The sequence below is a fragment of the Bacillus cereus group sp. N24 genome (assembly GCF_016483345.1).
GTDB lineage: Bacteria > Bacillota > Bacilli > Bacillales > Bacillaceae_G > Bacillus_A > Bacillus_A toyonensis.
In genome coordinates, this window is the sequence record NZ_JAEHCA010000014.1 from 71,818 (window position 1) to 90,842 (window position 19,025).

A 19,025-nucleotide genomic window follows, 5' to 3' on the forward strand; every position below is an offset into this window, starting at 1 on the left:
GAAACAATTGCTTTTTTTATTTATCCTTTTACTATATCTACATCTCTTTTTTGTTGTATATATAATTAATACCAAAAGCAGCTAGAAGTATCATAGGTATTGTAGCTGAATAATGATATCTCGGTGCCACTTCTACTATCATTTGTGCCATTGTTAGCCCAATTGTATATAAACAAATAATGAAAAGTGAAGATTTATTTTTGTTTTTTATAGCTAATAATGCTCCGAACAATGAAGTAGCTAGTAAAAAGTAATAAAAAACATTCGTTATTATATTATATCGTACTTCATGATCTAGTCCTGGCCCTGCATATGAGACAGCTTGACTATCGTTACCTAAAAAGATAATAAATTTATCATAAAATAGTTTCCCGAAATCTATATTATCGTTTTTTATCCTCTTTTTAGCTTCTTCGAGCATTTGTTTTTGAGCATCGTCTGCGCTCCATCCTGGTTTATCACTGTAATAAAATAGTAGGTCTGAATCGGCTTGGTTCCATGATCCTGAAGCCGCCTTATTAAATCCTACATGAATATTGTACCCTGGTACTGATGCTATATCTTCACCTAAACGTAATGTTATATAATGATTTATTGCCGAAGAGAGCATTAAGTATGTAATAACGATAACACCTACATAAGTTATCTTGTTAATAAGCATCTTTTTATTACCGATATGTTTTGTATCTATAATAAACATCCATATTGCTAAAGCTATAATTGGTACTGCTGCAATTGGCCTTACCATATTCATTAAAGCAAGTAATACAGCTAATAGAATTGAGTACACAACAATCTTTTTAATAGTTATATTTTGGAATTTCTCATGAATAACTAACATAATTGCCCAAGTTAATAACAATATTGTACAATAAAACGGTTCTGAAATTGCAAACATATTATAAATTGTTTGCGATGGCAAGAGAATCCATAAAACACTCGCTGTTATAGCTGTTCTCACTCCACCAATTTTTCTAGCTATAAAATATATTAATCCCATTGATATTGTAGTTAAAACAACATTAATAATAGGTGGAATCATATAGCTTGACCCGAATATTTTTAGAAAAATACTTAAGAATGAAGCATAACCAAAAATATGTGGAAATAACGCTACATATCTACTGCTAATAACAAAATCTTGTCCTAACGCCTCTGCAGTATAGAAAAAGGTTGCATAATCACCAATTGGATGAATCTTGTAGGTAAGAATCCATGCCGATTTAACTATTACACAAAGAATTAACAATGCCGAAAGACATATTTTCTCGTTTACTCTTTCAAGATATAGCGATCCCTTTCTAAGTATAAAGTTTCCGATCGTACATAAAAATAAAAATCCGACTAGTATCATTACATAATTATATTTTCCAGTATTTGAGAAATAATCGAAAATTAATATAGCAACGAAAAAACTATAAATGCCATATACAGCACGCGTAGAAAAAGTTGATAACCCTGTTGAAAACCTTTCCACCAAAACTCACTCCTTAAACTATTTATAAAAAAAAAAAATTATATTTTCCCAAAATATAATTTTATAGTGTCTATTCCTATCCATTCTATACTCTTTGATTAATGACGCACATTCAAAAAATATATTTGAATTACACTACCTGCTACTATACCTTAATATAATCATAATTTCCATATTTGATTTTATATTACGCAGTATTCAAATTATAAATAACAATTCCTTAATTATTAGAAAAACTATTCTATAATTTCAAAATAACATCCATTTAAAACATATAACACCTTAATACAAACTATGTTATAATTGGTAATTGTGAAATATAAACAATAACGCTGTTCACCTATTTTATTTATATATTCTATAAAAATGAGGATAATATTATGGAAAAACTCTTAAAGTTTGGTTTAGTAGGAATCTTTAATACACTCATTACAATTATTAGTTTTGGGATATTGGTAAAGCTCGGGATGAACTATCTTGTTGCGAATACCATTGCCTATTTAATTGGTGTTGCCAATAGCTATTATTGGAATAAAAATTGGGTGTTTAAACCTAATAATAAAAGCACGTCAATGTTCTTTAAGTTTCTAACTGTAAATTTAATTGTATTGGCTTTTAATACATTATGTTTGTTTATATTAGTAGATAAACTTACCTTTAATGCATTTATTGCACAAATCTTCGCAATTGGTGTTGGAATGGTTATAAATTTTATCCTTAATAAAATTTGGACATTCAACCAAACTGAACAGGCTACCGATTAAACTTAAGCAACTTATTAAAACTACGGAGGATACAACATGGAAAAATTAATTTCGGTTGTAGTTCCTATGTACTTCGAGGAAGAAGTAGCACAGGAATGTTATAATCGTTTAAAGTCCGTTATGCTTCAAAATAATATTAATTATGAATTTGTCTTTGTAAACGATGGCAGTACGGATCGTACAATGGACATTTTATCTGAGATTGCAGCAAATGATTACCGTACAAAAATTGTTAATTTTGCACGTAACTTCGGACACCAAGTAGCTGTTACAGCGGGTATTGCTGCTGCAAAAGGTGACGCTATTGTAATTATAGATGCAGATTTACAAGATCCACCAGAAGTTATTCCTGAGCTTATTGCCAAATGGGAAGAAGGATATGAAGTTGTTTATGCAAAACGTAAACAACGTAAAGGTGAAACTTGGTTTAAACTTTTAACTGCTAAATATTTCTATAAATTCTTAAACTATATGTCTGATATCGATATCCCAAAAGATACAGGTGATTTCCGAATCATCGATCGCAAAGTTGCTGATGTGTTCAATCAAATGACAGAACGAAATCGCTTTATTCGCGGTATGATGTCTTGGGTTGGCTTCCGCCAAACGTATGTTGAATATGAACGTGACGAGCGTTTTGCTGGCGAAACAAAATATCCATTAAAGAAAATGATTAAATTTGCATCAGACGGTATCATTGCCTTTTCGACAAAACCGTTACGAATTGTTATGTCTTTAGGCTTATTATCAGTTCTCATTTCTATAATTGTCTTGCTTTATACAATTACTGTGAAAATCATCGGCGATGGTACTCAAACAGGTTGGGCATCCATTATGGTTGCTATTACATTCTTTAGCGGTATTCAGTTACTTGGTCTTGGAATCGTCGGTCAGTATATTGCTCGTATTTATGACGAAAGTAAAAACCGTCCGATTTATATCGTGAAAGAAACGATCAATATTGAACAAGAAGAGGCTGCACAGAAAAAAGAAAAAGTGAATGCATAATAAAAAAGGTAACAATGAAAACTATCATTGTTACCTTTTTATATTGTAATACCCCATAAGTCTCAAACGGAACTCTTTTAAATTTGGGTATACATCTAAATTAGACAACATCCCTTGAATGACTGGGACCCTTGGATTTGGCAATCTCATTTCTGCCTCTAAAACATCTAGCGTAATAAGTAATTCATCATCTTCTAATTGATCAGCTAATGTACGCTTAAAAACAATTATTTCTTTTAAAAAATGCTCCTTAACTTGTTCTTTAATAAGCTCTGATTTACAAAGAAACTCTCCAAGTCTTTCTTCATGTAAAACAGGTTCTTCCGAAGATTCTATAAGTCCATCTACTAAATGATCCACCCTTTTTAAAATAAAAGCCGATACATAGGACAAATCAATTTCTGGCGCTTGTAAAATAATTAATTCTAAATATCCACGGCAGATCCCTTCTACCATAATTACTAAATCTAATAAATACGGCATAACCTTGTCACCATAAATAGACAACAAACTATTTCGATAAAATGCATGAGATTCCAATTTCATCCTCATCATAAATTCTTCTACTTCTTTATTAAATGGAATAGCATTTTCCCTCGCATGCATAATAATAAATTCCTTATGCTTTTGTATATCATTAAACTGACAGCACAATTGTTTTTCAAATTTTTCACGGGGTAATAGTGATTCTTTTTCAATATCCATCATTTTATTTTGAATCTTGTCATAATAATATCGAAGTGTTGCTAATAAAAGCTCATCTTTCGATTTAAAGTATAAATAAAAAGCTCCCTTAGATATACCACAAGCTGTCACAATTTCCTGCACTGATGTCGCATTTACACCCTTAGTCGCAAATAACTTCATAGCCATCTCTATAATTAAGCGCTCTTTTTCTTTCATATCTTCTCTCCTACGTTTAATCTCGCATCATATTATAAACTCGAATTTGATTTTATTATACCATCTCTTTTCATTGACTACTGACCAACCAGTCAGTTATATTATGTATTAGACTGACCAGTTGGTCAATACGATATAAAGGGAGCGCAAACATGAACAAAATCATCAATTTCTCATTAAAAAATAAGTTCGCAGTTTGGCTACTAACCATTATTGTTACCATTGCAGGGATATATTCTGGGCTTAATATGAAACTGGAAACAATTCCTGATATTACAACACCTGTTGTAACAGTAACTACGGTTTATCCTGGTGCTACACCAGAAGAAGTAGCTGACAAAGTTTCAAAACCGATGGAAGAGCAATTGCAAAATTTAAGCGGTGTAAACGTTGTTAGTTCATCATCTTTTCAAAACGCATCTTCTATTCAAGTAGAGTATGATTTTGATAAAAATATGGAAAAGGCCGAAACAGAAATTAAAGAAGCTCTCACGAATGTAAAACTTCCTGAAGGCGTAAAAGATCCGAAAGTTTCACGAGTAAACTTTAATGCTTTTCCTGTTATTTCGTTAAGTGTAGCAAGTAAAAATGAATCTTTAGCTACGTTAACAGAAAATGTAGAAAAAAATGTTGTTCCAGGATTAAAAGGACTTGATGGTGTTGCATCTGTTCAAATTTCAGGTCAACAAGTAGATGAAGTACAACTTGTTTTCAAGAAAGATAAGATGAAAGAATTAGGTTTAAGTGAAGATACTGTAAAAAATGTGATTAAAGGATCGGATGTATCTTTACCACTTGGCTTATATACATTTAAAGACACGGAAAAATCAGTTATTGTAGATGGAAATATTACAACAATTAAAGCATTAAAAGAGCTAAAAATCCCAGCTGTACCTTCAGCACCTAGCGCTCAAGGTAATCAAAATGCTGGAACCGGTGCACAAACGCCGCAAATGAATCCAGCCGCTATGAATGGAATTCCAACAGTTACATTAGACGAAATTGCTGACATTAAAGAAGTTGGGAAAGCAGAATCTATTTCTCGAACGAATGGAAAAGAAGCCATTGGAATTCAAATTGTGAAGGCTGCTGATGCAAATACGGTTGATGTTGTAAATGCAGTGAAAGATAAAGTAAAAGACCTTGAGAAAAAATATAAAGACTTAGAAATCATCTCAACATTCGACCAAGGTGCACCGATTGAGAAATCGGTTGAAACAATGCTTAGCAAAGCAATTTTCGGGGCTATCTTTGCGATTGTTATTATTATGTTGTTCCTACGAAATATCCGAACAACATTAATCTCTGTCGTTTCTATACCACTTTCTTTATTAATTGCTGTTTTAGTTATAAAGCAAATGGATATTACGCTTAACATTATGACGCTTGGAGCAATGACAGTCGCTATCGGACGCGTTGTCGATGACTCAATTGTTGTTATTGAAAATATTTACCGAAGAATGTCGTTATCAGAAGAGAAACTACGCGGAAAAGATTTAATTCGTGAAGCTACGAAGGAAATGTTTGTCCCAATTATGTCTTCTACTATTGTAACCATTGCTGTATTCTTACCTCTTGGACTTGTAAAAGGTATGATTGGTGAAATGTTCTTACCATTCGCCTTAACTATCGTCTTCGCTTTATTAGCATCGTTACTAGTAGCAGTTACAATCGTACCAATGCTAGCTCATTCTTTATTTAAAAAAGAGAGCATGAGAGAAAAAGAAGTACATCATGAAGAGAAACCAAGTAAATTAGCAAACGGTTATAAACGCATACTTGCATGGGCTTTAAATCATAAAATCATTACATCAAGTATCGCTGTCCTTCTATTAGTTGGTAGTCTCGCACTTGTGCCGATTATCGGTGTAAGCTTCTTACCTTCTGAAGAAGAAAAAATGATTATTACAACATACAATCCAGAGCCAGGTCAAACATTAGAAGACGTTGAAAAAATTGCAACGAAAGCTGAGAAGCACTTCCAAAATAATAAAGACGTCAAAACAATTCAATTCTCATTAGGTGGCGAAAACCCAATGAGTCCTGGTCAATCAAATCAAGCAATGTTCTTCGTTCAATATGATAACGATACGAAAAACTTTGAAAAAGAAAAAGAACAAGTCGTGAAAGATTTACAAAAGATGTCTGGAAAAGGCGAATGGAAAAACCAAGATTTCGGAGCAAGTGGCGGTAGTAATGAAATTAAACTATACGTTTACGGAGATAGCTCGGAAGACATTAAGCCTGTCGTAAAAGATCTTCAAAATATCATGAAGAAAAACAAAGATTTAAAAGACATAGACTCTAGTATTGCAAAAACATATGCAGAGTACACTTTAGTAGCAGATCAAGAAAAGCTAAGTAAAATGGGTCTAACGGCCGCTCAAATTGGAATGGGTCTTTCTAATCAACATGATCGCCCTGTTTTAACAACAATAAAAAAAGACGGTAAAGATGTAAATGTATATGTAGAAGCTGAAAAACAAAATTATGATACAATCGATGATTTAACAAATCGAAAAATTACAACACCACTTGGCAATGAAATTGCTGTTAAAGATGTGATGACTGTAAAAGAAGGTGAAACTTCTAACACAGTAAAACATCGTGATGGTCGCGTTTATGCAGAAGTTAGTGCGAAATTAACATCGGATGACGTTTCAAAAGCATCTGCTGCAGTTCAAAAAGAAGTAGATAAAATGGATCTTCCTTCTGGTGTAGACGTTTCTATGGGAGGCGTTACAAAGGATATTCAAGAATCATTCAAACAACTTGGCTTAGCGATGTTAGCTGCGATTGCCATTGTATACTTCGTTCTTGTCGTTACATTTGGTGGTGCCCTTGCACCATTTGCGATCTTATTCTCGCTACCATTCACAATCATTGGTGCACTCGTTGCCTTACTAATCTCTGGTGAAACGTTAAGTGTATCTGCAATGATTGGTGCGCTTATGTTAATTGGTATCGTTGTAACAAACGCAATCGTGCTTATTGACCGTGTTATTCATAAAGAAAATGAAGGTTTATCCACACGTGAAGCATTACTAGAAGCTGGTGCTACACGCCTTCGTCCAATTTTAATGACTGCAATTGCAACAATCGGGGCTCTTATCCCGCTTGCATTAGGATTCGAAGGCAGCGGCTTAATTTCTAAAGGACTTGGTGTAACAGTAATTGGTGGATTAACAAGTTCAACGTTATTAACACTTCTTATCGTTCCAATCGTTTATGAAGTATTAAGCAAGTTTAAAAAGAAAAAAGTAAAATAATAAAAAAATAACCTCGCAATTAGCGAGGTTATTTTTTATCTCCAAACAAGATTAGGCAATCCCCATATCCTTCTTTCTCTAACTCCCCTTTTGGGATAAATCGAAGAGCTGCTGAATTTATACAATAACGAAGGCCATTTGGTCCTGGGCCGTCTGGAAATACATGCCCAAGATGTGAATCTCCTTCCTTACTTCTCACTTCCGTGCGCGTCATATTATGACTAACATCCATTTTTTCTTTCACACTAGCTGACATCACCGGTTTCGTAAAGCTCGGCCAGCCACATCCACTATCAAATTTATCTATAGAAGTAAACAATGGCTCGCCTGAAACGATATCTACATAAAGACCTTCTTCTTGATGGTTCCAATACTCATTTCGAAATGGTGGTTCTGTACCGTTTTCCTGTGTTACATAAAACTGCATCTCATTGAGTTTTTCTTTTAAATGAGCATTATCCTTTGGCCAATGTTGCTTAATAAAAGCATCTCGTCCCGATCCTTTACGATATAACTCATAGCGGAATGTATTTTTCTTATGATATCCTTGATGATATTCTTCAGCTGGATAAAATGTAGCAGCTGGCAATATTTTTGTCGCAATTGGCTTTGAAAAGCGCTCACTCTTCGCAAGTTCTTCTTTTGAAGCCTCTGCCTTTTTCTGTTGTTCTTCATTATGATAAAAAATCACTGTTTCATAAGACTGTCCACGGTCATGGAATTGTCCGCCGACGTCAGTTGGATCAATTTGTCTCCAATATATTTGAAGCAACTCTTCATACGGCATTTTATTTGCATCAAATGTAATTTGTACCGCTTCATAATGTCCCGTCGTTTCTGAACAAACTTCTTTATAGGTTGGATCTTCTTTATGACCACCTGTATAGCCAGAAACAACCTTTATAATACCTTCCATCTCTTCAAATGGCGAAACCATGCACCAGAAGCACCCGCCAGCAAATGTAGCCAATTCTATCTTTTCATTTACAGCCATTATTTCACCCCTATTCTATCTTCTTACAGTATGGCGTCAACTCCCCACTACTGAGATGAAACGTTTCAGTGGGGGGCTTGAGTTAGAACGCTAGGTCTTTTCATCTATCACTAGACAATTGACGCTCTAGCATTCATGCCACCTTATGGTAACACCCCAAGTAAGTTTTTGGTTGGTACTGGCAACGAACAATCGTTTTCCCACTTGCACCACCCTTTCGAAAAAGAGCAGTTCTTCCTTGTGGAAGAAGCCACCACTCAGACGAATCCGGCGTGTGCTACAAGCCCCGACAAGTCGAGTACACATGGATGTTTGACGCACCCACTAAGCTATGCATGAAGCAACAGCCTTACGTTTTTGTACCTCTAATAGAATCGGCGTTTTCACTTTGAAATTTTCATCCAATTGTACAACTCTTGATTTTTGCAATGTATTCAATGCACCATTAATATCAGCATGGATACATGTTCCTGCTTTACTTTGGTACAGACCACGAGTGATTCGTTTTCCACTAAAGCGATACTGAGTCCTATCATCTTTAGACCAAACTGGAACGCTATCTTTATCAAGAAAACTAGCTTTTGAAGTATAACTTTCTTCTTGTTTTAAAAATCGGATGCCTTTTTTTATACATTTATTCTCAATTGCTGCAATTAGTTTATGAAATGGAATTTGAACAAATGTTTGATTATTCTTTTTTCCCATATCTGATTTTTGTTTCCAACCAACATTATACCCTACAACAATCGTATCTATGTTGCATGCTTTCACTTTTTTGAACAACAGGCCTACAGTTTGTGAAATGTAACCATTTATTTGTCTTTCTCGTTTATGCCAAAGTGCAGCCATTTTTTTCGTTACAACACGTTTTGAAAGTCCATTTCCCATATTTTTCAGTTGCAGATTACGTATCATTTTGTTGAAGTACTGGTTAATGGATTTAAGTTTTTTTCCATCAATTAAGAATGTATCACCTGTATTTGTTACGCAACTTACTAATCTATCTACACCTAAATCGCAACTCAAAGCGTTACTAGTGGTCGTGGATTGTTTCTTCATTTGAGAAATGTGCATTTCATATGTGTAATGCACCTCAAAGAACCGACCTTTTTGCTTCGGTACAATCTCAATGTAGGAGATTTTTTTATTTCTTACGTTTTTAGGCATACGTATTTTAATGGAACCGAATTTTTTTCTGAATGCAACATTCATTGGAATCATCCAATACCCGTTATCATCTACTTTTGGCACTTGATAGATTTCAATAATTCGTTTGTCAGTGGAACGAGAATAATTCGGAAACTTAGGACGACCTGTGAATGTTTCAGGTTTTTTCTTCCACTGTCCCAACGCTTTAAAAAAACTCTTCACTTCTGTAAGTAAGGCCCTACGAATTGCTTGAACAGAGTTTGATTGAACACCCCAGTAGTTCACATCAGCTTGCATGGCTGTGTCCACTTCTTTTACAGTAGCCATTTTATTATGGTTCAAATAACTTTGTTTAATAATGTACAATCCAACATTTCGCAACGCTTTTGAACTATGCGACATACGTTGCAGTAAGCGAAATTCTTTTGCGGTAAGGCAAGCTCGCCCGATATTCTGTTTCTGAGTGAAGCGTTGTATATTTTCTCTTTTCTTTTGTTTACGTAATACTTTCAACGCTTTCTTTCTAGTCATTGTTTTCACCACCTTTCTTAGAGAGTTCATTAAAATGATTTCTTTCTTAATATCGTGTTTTATTTTAGGAAATCCCGTTTTATGAAACAAGAACTAACACTTTTGACAAATCAATATTTGGAACTGAGCGGAATAAAATGTGAACATGGTCTTCATCGTATTCCTTTTGACTCAGGTAACCGTATAATTATTATCCAATTTCGTTGTCTTACGATATATTCCCTTCTTATCTATGACTGATTATATCGTAAGACAAAAAGAAACAAATATTCGCCCTCAAAAAATTGTTACGAACGAAACAAAAGAGTTCAATCTACCTTCTGACGACAATTCATCTCCACCTGAATTGTTGGGTTTCACCCGTAACACAAATCAGATGGAGTCTTCTTGCCGGAAAGGATAAGAAACATCATGTTATAAAAGAAAAAGCATCGAACATCGATGCTTTTTCTTTTATTCACTTTATTTTGTTCCAACATCCTTCTCCATTTCATCACTTGTCACATCTAAAACATCTAATAAGAAAATGAAGATCGGAATACCGATAATAAGTCCCCACACACCTAAAAAGTGCTCTGAGAAAATTAATACCATAAACGTATAGAAAATCGGTAAATTTGTTTTTTGGGACATAAACTTCGGATTCAATACGTAACTTTCAAGTGCATGAATAACTGTTACGATAATTAAAATATAAACAACGTACATAATACCGCCGATATTGTAAGCAATCATACAAAGCGGGAATAACGAAATAATAACCCCAGCTACTGGAATTAAACCAAGTAAGAAGATCATTAACGCTAAACCTAATAATTGTGGAAATCCTAATATCCATAATGCAATAACAGATAAAACACAGTTAACAACCGCAATTAAAAATTGTGCTTCAATTACTTTTCCAAATGAACGTGCAAATTTCTTTCCGAAGTACTCAATTTCATGATAGAAAATTGCAAGCCTGCTTTCTTTAAACTTTGCAGTAAAAGCAACAATACGTGCCTTTTCCAACAAGAAAAATAAACTTAAAATTAAAGAAAGTAAAACTTGAAGGCCGAACTTCCCAACATTCGTAATAGATTTATACAAAATGTCTACGCCTTGTCCTACATATTTCGAAAGTTCCATATGATTGACAGCATTAACTGCATACTTAATCAATTCACTATCCGGTGGATTTCTTAAAAATACGTTAAATTGATAAATCAATTGTGAAATTTGTATTGTTAATACTGGTAAATATTTAAATAGTGTAATAGCAATTCCACCAATTAACATTACGTATAGAAATGCTATAATGAGTTTTCGATTAATGGGCATAAAATTATCTAATTTGCGAGAAATAAACTTTTGGAATCGATCCATTAAATACGTAAGAATAAACGTAATTAATATTAAATTCAACATACTTTGCAACCCATATAACACGAGAGCAAGTATTACTAATACGAGTAACCTCTGAAATCCTTTGCTTTGAAACAGGTTTTTTATTTGCATAATCGACGAGTACTCTCTCCTGTCCTATAAAGTAAAACGTTAATAAGTAGATTTCTCTCTATTTTCTACCTATAATTTATTCATTCATATAAAGATGAGCTATCATATAATTCCTAAAACCATACAGTAGCTTACTTCTTATTTTACAATACAATGACCTAATTCAAAACGTATTCTACACAGTATTAATGAAGATTTAAGGAAACTTGCATTTTACTAACAATAGGTCTTACCACTACTGTAACATAAAAAGCAAGCCATCAGTAGGAATGTGTCCTACAAATAGCTTGCTTTTCTCATTTTTTAAGTAAGTTTTACTATCCAATGAATGGCATGAACATCGGTATGACGACAACTGTTACAACCCCAACTACTGTTACAGCAATACTTGCCATAGCTGCCTCTACTTCACCCATTTCAATTCCTACCGCAACACCTAATGCATGACCTGCTGTTCCAAGTGCTAGACCTTTCGCAATTGGATGTTTCACTCTAAATGTTTTTAAAAATAATGCTCCTAATGCGTATACGATAACTGCGTTAAAAATAACTGCAAACGATGTTATGGCTGGAATACCACCAATACTTTCAGAGATTGGTAATGCAATTGCTGTTGTTGCTGCCTGTGGTAACATTGAATTCATTACTGCTGTATCTAAACCAATTGCCTTTGCTACAATGAATACGACAATTACTGAACAAATAGATCCAACCACGATAGCCGATAAAATTTGCCACCAATATTTTTTTAACTTATCAACTTGTTTATATAATGGAATGGCAAATGCGATTGTTGCTGGCTCTAAGAAGAAACTAATCATTTTTCCGCCAGTATTATATTCTTCAAAAGTAAAATTACCTACCTTTAGAAAGACAATCCCTAATACCATTGCCACGAATAACGGTGTAAATAAGAAGAATCCTTTTGAGTGCTTAAATAATAATGTGCCGATTCCGTATGCGATTAATGAAACGACGATTCCGAAATATGGAGTCATTGTACTTGCCATGTTCATTACCTCCTAACAATATATACTAAAATGGTTACGCAACTTTTCCGTGCTTGCGTCCTTTATTAACTACTTTCAATTCTTTTGTATCTTTTGTTTCTTTGTCATCTTTTCCTAAAATAAATTGTGCAAATAACCCTGTTACAGCGAGTAAAATAATTGTTGCGACAACAATTACAGTTAATATTTGTACAAAATATTGTCCCATTACACTAAGAGAATTAATAACTGAAATACCTGATGGGACGAAAAGGAATCCGATAATACCTGTTAAAGCTGTTCCGAGTGATTCAACCTGCTCTAATTTAATAACTTTTAAGCATAATAGACTAAATAAAATGACTAATCCGATTACCGATGAAGGCATCGGAATTGGTAAATGTGTTGCAATAATATTAGAAATTAACATAATAGCTGAGAATATGAATGCTTGTGATAAAAAACTATATACTTTTTTCGTACTCATTTTGGCCACCTCTTTCGATTTGGTACCTTTATTGTATAAGATGTACACGTTTTGGTAAGCGTTTACAAAACAGAGCGTCACATATACAGAATCAGTTACAAAAATAAGAGGATGAAATACAAAAGCTGCTTCTTAAATACGAAGCAGCTTTTTAAGTTCTTTTGCATATGTACGGCTAACAGGTACTTTTGATCCTTCTTTCATAATTAAATTATAAGTAGAATTGAACCACGGCTGCACTTCTGTAATATGATTAATATTTGCAATAAAACTACGATGAACACGCATAAAACTTGTTTGTGGTAACTTCTTTTCCAAAATTACAAGTGTATCGTGTGTTACATATGTTTCTCTCATTGTTTTTACTGTTACTTTCCCATCTACGAGTCCTACATATATAATATCTTCAATATTTACAAGTACGATTGATTCCTCAATTGGCAATGCTAATTTATGCATCTCTGCTGTTACATCTGTCCCCTTTATTTCTTGCTTCGTTTCTATTTTCGCTTGTTTTTGCTTTTTATATTTCTTCAATGTCTGTACAATGCGTTCTTCATCGAATGGTTTTAAAATATAATCTAACGCATCTACTTCAAATGCTTGTAATGCGTATTGATCATAGGCCGTTGCAAATACAATCGCAGGGGGATTTTTCATCTTTTTTAATATATTTGCGATTTCAAATCCATTATCATCGGATAATTGAATATCCAGAAATACAATATCTGGTTTATAGTTCATTAGTTCCTCTAATGCGTCTTCCACACAATCAGCCTCACCAATTATCTCAACTTCTTTCGTTCTTTCTAATAAATATTTTAGCTCATCACGTGCTAACATCTCATCATCAACTACTAATACTTTTAACAACCCGTTCTTCCTCCCCTACTTTTTTTGGAATTATAAAGGTAACCTCCGTCCCCTTATTTAATTCACTTTCAATATGAAGCATCGTGTCTTTCCCAAATAAACCGACTAGACGTTCATTAATATTATATAAAGCTGTTCCAGTCCCTTTCTTTGATGAAACTACCATTTTCCCTAATTGTTCTAAACGTTCTATCTCAATTCCCTGCCCATTATCCTTCACTTCAAAGTGAACCATACCTTCTCTTTCAAACACATGCACTTCTACTTCGCATACTGGTTGTTTCTTTGGAAAAGCGTGTCGCAATGCATTTTCAACCAATAATTGAAGAACAAATGGTGGTACTAGAGTTGTCTTTAGCTCTTCCTCAATATACAGCTTTACTTCATACTTATTTGGGAACCTTGCTTGTTCTAGTGATAAGTATGCCTGTACATGGTTTAATTCTTGTTCTAGTGGAATCAATAACTGACGTGCCCCTTGCAAATTACAGCGGAAATACACACTAAGCTGTAATAATAACTTCCTTGCTTTTTCTACATCGGTTCGGCATAAAGCTGATACTGTATTAATCGCATTAAATAAAAAGTGCGGGTTAATTTGTGCTTGTAATGCTTTTATCTCCGCATCTTGCAATAATTTGCTTTGCAATTCAGCTTCACCTAATTCAAGTTGTGTAGAGAATATTTTTGCCAACCCTTCTGCTAATTCCTCTTCCACACGACTTAACTGGTTAGGATTTTTGAAATACAGTTTTAATGTCCCTATCGTATTTCCATGTGAAGTGAGTGGAATAACGATCGCCGCTTGCAAAGGACAACCTTCATGTTGACAATTAATAACCTCACGTGATTTTGCTTTCATTATTTTCCCTGTGTTTAACACTTCTTTCGATAAACCCGTTATTAAACTATGTGAAGGAATATGGTGATCTGATGCTAATCCAACATGAGCTAATATTTTCTCTGTATCTGTTAAGGATACCGCATCTGTTCCTGTAAAGCGGTGAATAATTTGTGCCACATGCTTACACGATTCTTCTGTTAAGCCTTGGCGAAAATACGGTAACGTTTTATCAGCAATACGTAATACCTTATGGGTCTGAAGTGCCTTTGCGTTCTCTTCCTGACGCAAAATAGCTTGTATCATAGAAAGTAAAATAAAACTTCCAAAACTATTTACAAGGATCATTGGTATCGCAATTGTTTTCACAATACTAATTCCATCCTCTACAATTAATAGGATCATAATCATTTCTAAAGAAACGATAACAACACTTAAAATTGCTGAAAACTTAGGTGTAATTGTACGGTTATATTTTTTGAAAATGTATCCGATATACCCTGTTATAATCCCTGCTAAAATAGAAGAAATTGCACAACTTAGCGCTGTCGTACCACCGAGCATATAACGATGAATACCAGCGATAACTCCTACCCCAACTCCTACGATTGGTCCACCAAGTAAACCACTAATACCCACACCCATAATACGTGTATTCGCAATGGTACTTGATGAAGAAACACCTTGTAGCCAATTTTCATTCATAATCGTATTTCCTGCTATTTCAATACCAGTGTAATTGCTTACAATTGTAAACACAGAAAAAATACAAATAAGCTTAAGCTTATCTACATATCCGTCCTGCCTATGGAGAAGGCGCCTAAACGTTTTAATATGAGAGAGTAAAAATCCTAAAATAACGATAAGTCCGACGCGTTCAATCATCATGAGTACTAAATTTAACATCTTTGATTCATTCCTTTTTATTTAGTTAGTTTTATTATGGGAAAATAACGAAGTAGGCGTCAAGAAGAATGAAATGTTTTTTGAAATATTTTACACATGGAAATCTCCTCTTTATTTGACAATGTAATAGAAGAGTGCTAAAAATAAAGTAATATCATACAGTCCTTTAACCCAACCCCGTGAGGTTGAGAAGGAAGTCGGAATACAATATACGTATGTTCTTTTTTAGAGATACGTATGCTTTTTTGGCCTTCTCATCATATCAGGTGAGAAGGCCTTTTGTTATTCTTCCATAGCGACTGTAGAAGAAAATAAGGAGGAATAATAATGAACATCACCACTGATGTACAAACAACAGAGGAGACGAAAGAGAAAAGATATAAAACACTGTTTGGTTCTGCACTAGGATACGCCGCAGAAGGTTTAGATATGCTGCTCTTATCTTTCGTACTCGTCTATATTTTAAAAGAGTTTCATTTAAGCCCTGTTGAAGGTGGAAACTTAACATTAGCTACGACAATTGGTATGCTAATTGGTTCTTATTTATTTGGGTTTATCGCTGATTTATTTGGTCGTATCCGTACAATGGCCTTCACCATCTTACTATTTTCACTAGCAACAGCACTCATTTATTTCGCAACAGATTACTGGCAATTATTAATTCTTCGCTTTTTAGTTGGAATGGGAGTTGGTGGCGAATTCGGAATTGGAATGGCCATCGTAACTGAAACATGGTCAAAAGAAATGCGTGCTAAGGCAACATCGGTCGTTGCACTTGGATGGCAATTTGGTGTTTTAGTAGCTTCACTTCTTCCAGCATTTATTGTCCCGCATTTTGGCTGGAGAGCTGTTTTCTTATTCGGACTAATTCCAGCTTTACTAGCTGTTTATGTACGTAAAAGTTTAAGTGAACCGAAAATATGGGAGCAAAAACAACGGTACAAAAAGGAATTGTTACAAAAAGAAGCTGATGGTATTTTAACAACTACTGAAGCAGAACATCTAAAACAAATAAAAAAATTCCCACTTAAAAAGTTATTTGCAAATAAAAAAGTAACAATAACAACAATTGGTCTTATTATTATGTCGTTTATCCAGAACTTCGGATATTATGGGATTTTCACATGGATGCCAACTATTTTAGCAAATAAATATAACTATACATTAGCAAAGGCGAGCGGTTGGATGTTCATCTCTACGATTGGCATGCTCATTGGAATTGCAACCTTTGGTATTCTGGCTGATAAAATTGGTCGTCGTAAAACTTTTGCAATCTATTATATCGGCGGTACTATATACTGTCTTATTTACTTCTTCCTATTCACAGATTCAACATTATTATTATGGGGAAGTGCATTGCTCGGATTCTTTGCAAATGGAATGATGGGCGGATTCGGAGCCATTTTAGCTGAAAACTATCCCGCCGAAGCTCGCTCTACAGCGGAAAACTTTATTTTCGGTACAGGACGTGGTTTGGCTGGATTTGGCCCTGTTATTATCGGTTTACTCGCTACAGGTGGCAATTTACTTGGAGCATTATCCTTAATTTTCATCATCTATCCAATCGGATTAATTACAATGTTATTATGTGTGCCAGAAACAAAGGGAAAAGTATTAGACTAAACGAAAAAGAGGAAGCATCTCATTTAAAATGCTTCCTCTTTTCAGTGTTTATTTATCATTTATTTTGATTTACTAGCTTTCTGGAATAAGAAAGCAGTTTTATCTTTTTCTTGTACAATGCCTTGCTTCAATGCTAATTCTCCTGCAACTTTAGGTGCCAGCCACAGCATCGGGAATAACAAAATTGATACCGGAACAGCTGTCACTACAATGAAAGATTGTAATGCATTAATGCTTCCTTCTCCCATATATAAAAGAATTGCTGCAACTGCTCCCATAATAAGCGACCAAAAAATTCGCAAGCTAATTCTAGGATCTCCATCTCCAGTCACTGCCATTGAAATGGAATAAGCCATTGAATCTCCTGTTGTTACTACAAATAAAATTGTTAATAAAAGAAATGCCGGTCCAATAATATTAGATAGTGGCAGTTGCTCTGTAATTGCAATCATCGCTGCTGGCATACCAGATTCACTTAAAGCGTTCGAGATAGATCCAGGCTTCATTAATTCATAAAATACACCTGATCCCCCCAATATAGTGAACCAGAACGTTGTAATAATAGGTGCAATAATTCCAATTGCAACGATGATTTCGCGAATCGTTCTTCCTCTTGAAATTCGACTCACTAAAATTGCCATCATTGGTCCATATCCAATAAACCATCCCCAGAAAAAGATTGTCCAAGATCCTAACCAACCTGTATCCCCGCGGTATGTGCTCATTGGTATAAACTCATTTATATAAAACCCAAACGAAGAAACAAATGAATCAATAATAAATCCACCTGGTCCAAAGAATAACACAAACACCATCAATAAAATCGCTAGTTTAACATTTAAATCACTTATTATTTGAATCCCTTTATCAATACCCGTTACCGCAGATATAGTAGAAACAGCTACCACACAAATAATAATTGCTAATTGAGTAGTAAACACGTCGGAAATTCCGAATAATGCTTGTAAGCCATAACTTGCTTGTAAGCCTAAAAATCCGATCGGACCAATTGTTCCTGCAGCTACTGCAATAATTGCAAATGCATCAATCATCGTTCCAAGCAAACTCTTTCGCAATTTCTCTCCAAAAATAGGATATAAAAGCGTACGAGGTTTTAACGGCATACCTTTATGATAATGTCCATACATCATAACTACCGCACTAATTGTACCTAAAATCGTCCAAGCTAAAAATCCCCAATGCATATAACTTTGTGCTAAAGCAGGCATGACTGCTTCTTTCGTTCCAGCAGATATACCTTCATGTATTGGTGGCACCGTCATCAAATGGTACATTGGCTCTGCCGCTGCCCAAAAAACGCCACCTCCGGCAAGTAGTGTAGACATAATAATAGCAAGCCACTTTGCCGTACTAATCTCAGGTTTTTCTAAATTACCTAGTTTGACCTTCCCATATTTCGAGAATGCCATACACATCGCAACAATAAATGTACCTAACAATAAAATCTGCCAAAAAGTCCCGAAGTACTTAATTGAAAATGCAAAACTGCGATTAATAGCTCCCTCTACATAACCTTTATTTAAGAAAACTGCGATTACAAATAATAAAAGCGAACCACCACTAATAAGAAATACAGGCCAATCTGTTTTTTGATTCTTCATCCTCATTTACACATCCTCCTTCCTCAGCAATCTAAAAAAAACAACTTTATTATGTTTTCTTGTTTAAATCCAAAACATAATTATTATATAAG

General features: G+C 34.4%; 14 protein-coding genes and 1 pseudogene. 4 read left to right on the forward strand and 11 right to left on the reverse strand.

Annotation, left to right across the window (positions count from 1 at the left end):
* Nucleotides 1–37: 37 nt before the first annotated feature.
* Nucleotides 38–1,477, reverse strand: coding sequence for a glycosyltransferase family 39 protein (locus tag JDS95_RS19480; protein WP_000439394.1), 1,440 nt, complete (start codon nucleotides 1,475–1,477; stop codon nucleotides 38–40).
* A gap of 380 nt (nucleotides 1,478–1,857) precedes the next feature.
* On the opposite strand from JDS95_RS19480, the gene JDS95_RS19485 reads away from it, so the two are divergent.
* Both JDS95_RS19485 and JDS95_RS19490 read left to right on the forward strand, forming a co-directional pair.
* A complete protein-coding gene (locus JDS95_RS19485; RefSeq protein WP_000413273.1) occupies nucleotides 1,858–2,241 on the forward strand; it encodes a GtrA family protein in 384 nt (127 codons plus the stop codon).
* Nucleotides 2,242–2,277: 36 nt separating this feature from the next.
* Nucleotides 2,278–3,249 carry a glycosyltransferase family 2 protein gene (locus tag JDS95_RS19490; RefSeq protein ID WP_000413116.1) on the forward strand — a complete coding sequence of 324 codons (972 nt, stop codon included), beginning with the start codon at nucleotides 2,278–2,280 and terminating at the stop codon, nucleotides 3,247–3,249.
* Between the two features lie 30 nt (nucleotides 3,250–3,279).
* Here the strand turns inward: JDS95_RS19490 and JDS95_RS19495 are convergent, their stop codons facing one another.
* Entirely contained in the window at nucleotides 3,280–4,152 is an 873-nt protein-coding gene (locus JDS95_RS19495) for a TetR/AcrR family transcriptional regulator (RefSeq protein WP_000659604.1), read from the reverse strand.
* A gap of 152 nt (nucleotides 4,153–4,304) precedes the next feature.
* Here JDS95_RS19495 and JDS95_RS19500 point away from each other — a divergent pair, with 152 nt between their 5' ends.
* The gene (locus JDS95_RS19500; RefSeq protein WP_199690725.1) at nucleotides 4,305–7,421 is read left to right on the forward strand and encodes an efflux RND transporter permease subunit; all 3,117 of its coding nucleotides are present in this window, start codon (nucleotides 4,305–4,307) and stop codon (nucleotides 7,419–7,421) included.
* A gap of 28 nt (nucleotides 7,422–7,449) precedes the next feature.
* Here JDS95_RS19500 and msrB read toward each other — a convergent pair whose 3' ends face one another.
* From msrB to lytS, 8 genes and pseudogenes are all read right to left on the reverse strand, one after another.
* Entirely contained in the window at nucleotides 7,450–8,415 is a 966-nt protein-coding gene (msrB, locus tag JDS95_RS19505) for a peptide-methionine (R)-S-oxide reductase MsrB (RefSeq protein ID WP_000290142.1), read from the reverse strand.
* Nucleotides 8,416–8,739: 324 nt separating this feature from the next.
* Nucleotides 8,740–10,095, reverse strand: coding sequence for an RNA-guided endonuclease TnpB family protein (locus JDS95_RS19510; RefSeq protein ID WP_199690726.1), 1,356 nt, complete (start codon nucleotides 10,093–10,095; stop codon nucleotides 8,740–8,742).
* A 21-nt stretch (nucleotides 10,096–10,116) separates the two neighbouring features.
* A pseudogene (locus tag JDS95_RS32165) lies at nucleotides 10,117–10,255 on the reverse strand (IS200/IS605 family transposase); the annotation flags it as partial.
* Nucleotides 10,256–10,557: 302 nt separating this feature from the next.
* On the reverse strand, nucleotides 10,558–11,592 hold the full coding sequence (locus tag JDS95_RS19515; RefSeq protein ID WP_001166021.1) for an AI-2E family transporter: 1,035 nt from the start codon (nucleotides 11,590–11,592) through the stop codon (nucleotides 10,558–10,560).
* Nucleotides 11,593–11,909: 317 nt separating this feature from the next.
* Nucleotides 11,910–12,602 carry an antiholin-like protein LrgB gene (gene lrgB / locus JDS95_RS19520; protein ID WP_000168869.1) on the reverse strand — a complete coding sequence of 231 codons (693 nt, stop codon included), beginning with the start codon at nucleotides 12,600–12,602 and terminating at the stop codon, nucleotides 11,910–11,912.
* 34 nt (nucleotides 12,603–12,636) lie between these two features.
* Nucleotides 12,637–13,068, reverse strand: a complete 432-nt coding sequence (gene lrgA, locus JDS95_RS19525; RefSeq protein ID WP_199690727.1) for an antiholin-like murein hydrolase modulator LrgA — start codon at nucleotides 13,066–13,068, stop codon at nucleotides 12,637–12,639.
* 132 nt (nucleotides 13,069–13,200) lie between these two features.
* Nucleotides 13,201–13,941: a LytR/AlgR family response regulator transcription factor gene (locus JDS95_RS19530; RefSeq protein WP_199690728.1), complete on the reverse strand. Its 741-nt coding sequence runs from the start codon at nucleotides 13,939–13,941 to the stop codon at nucleotides 13,201–13,203.
* The gene (gene lytS / locus JDS95_RS19535; protein ID WP_199690729.1) at nucleotides 13,919–15,688 is read right to left on the reverse strand and encodes a two-component system sensor histidine kinase LytS; all 1,770 of its coding nucleotides are present in this window, start codon (nucleotides 15,686–15,688) and stop codon (nucleotides 13,919–13,921) included. Before lytS ends, JDS95_RS19530 begins: the two co-directional genes overlap by 23 nt.
* Before the next feature lie 327 nt (nucleotides 15,689–16,015).
* On the opposite strand from lytS, the gene JDS95_RS19540 reads away from it, so the two are divergent.
* On the forward strand, nucleotides 16,016–17,311 hold the full coding sequence (locus tag JDS95_RS19540; RefSeq protein ID WP_001028013.1) for an MFS transporter: 1,296 nt from the start codon (nucleotides 16,016–16,018) through the stop codon (nucleotides 17,309–17,311).
* Between the two features lie 59 nt (nucleotides 17,312–17,370).
* On the opposite strand, the gene JDS95_RS19545 is transcribed toward JDS95_RS19540, so the two are convergent.
* Nucleotides 17,371–18,939 (reverse strand): BCCT family transporter, encoded by a 1,569-nt coding sequence (locus tag JDS95_RS19545; protein WP_199690730.1) that lies wholly within the window; start codon nucleotides 18,937–18,939, stop codon nucleotides 17,371–17,373.
* Between the last annotated feature and the right edge of the window lie 86 nt (nucleotides 18,940–19,025).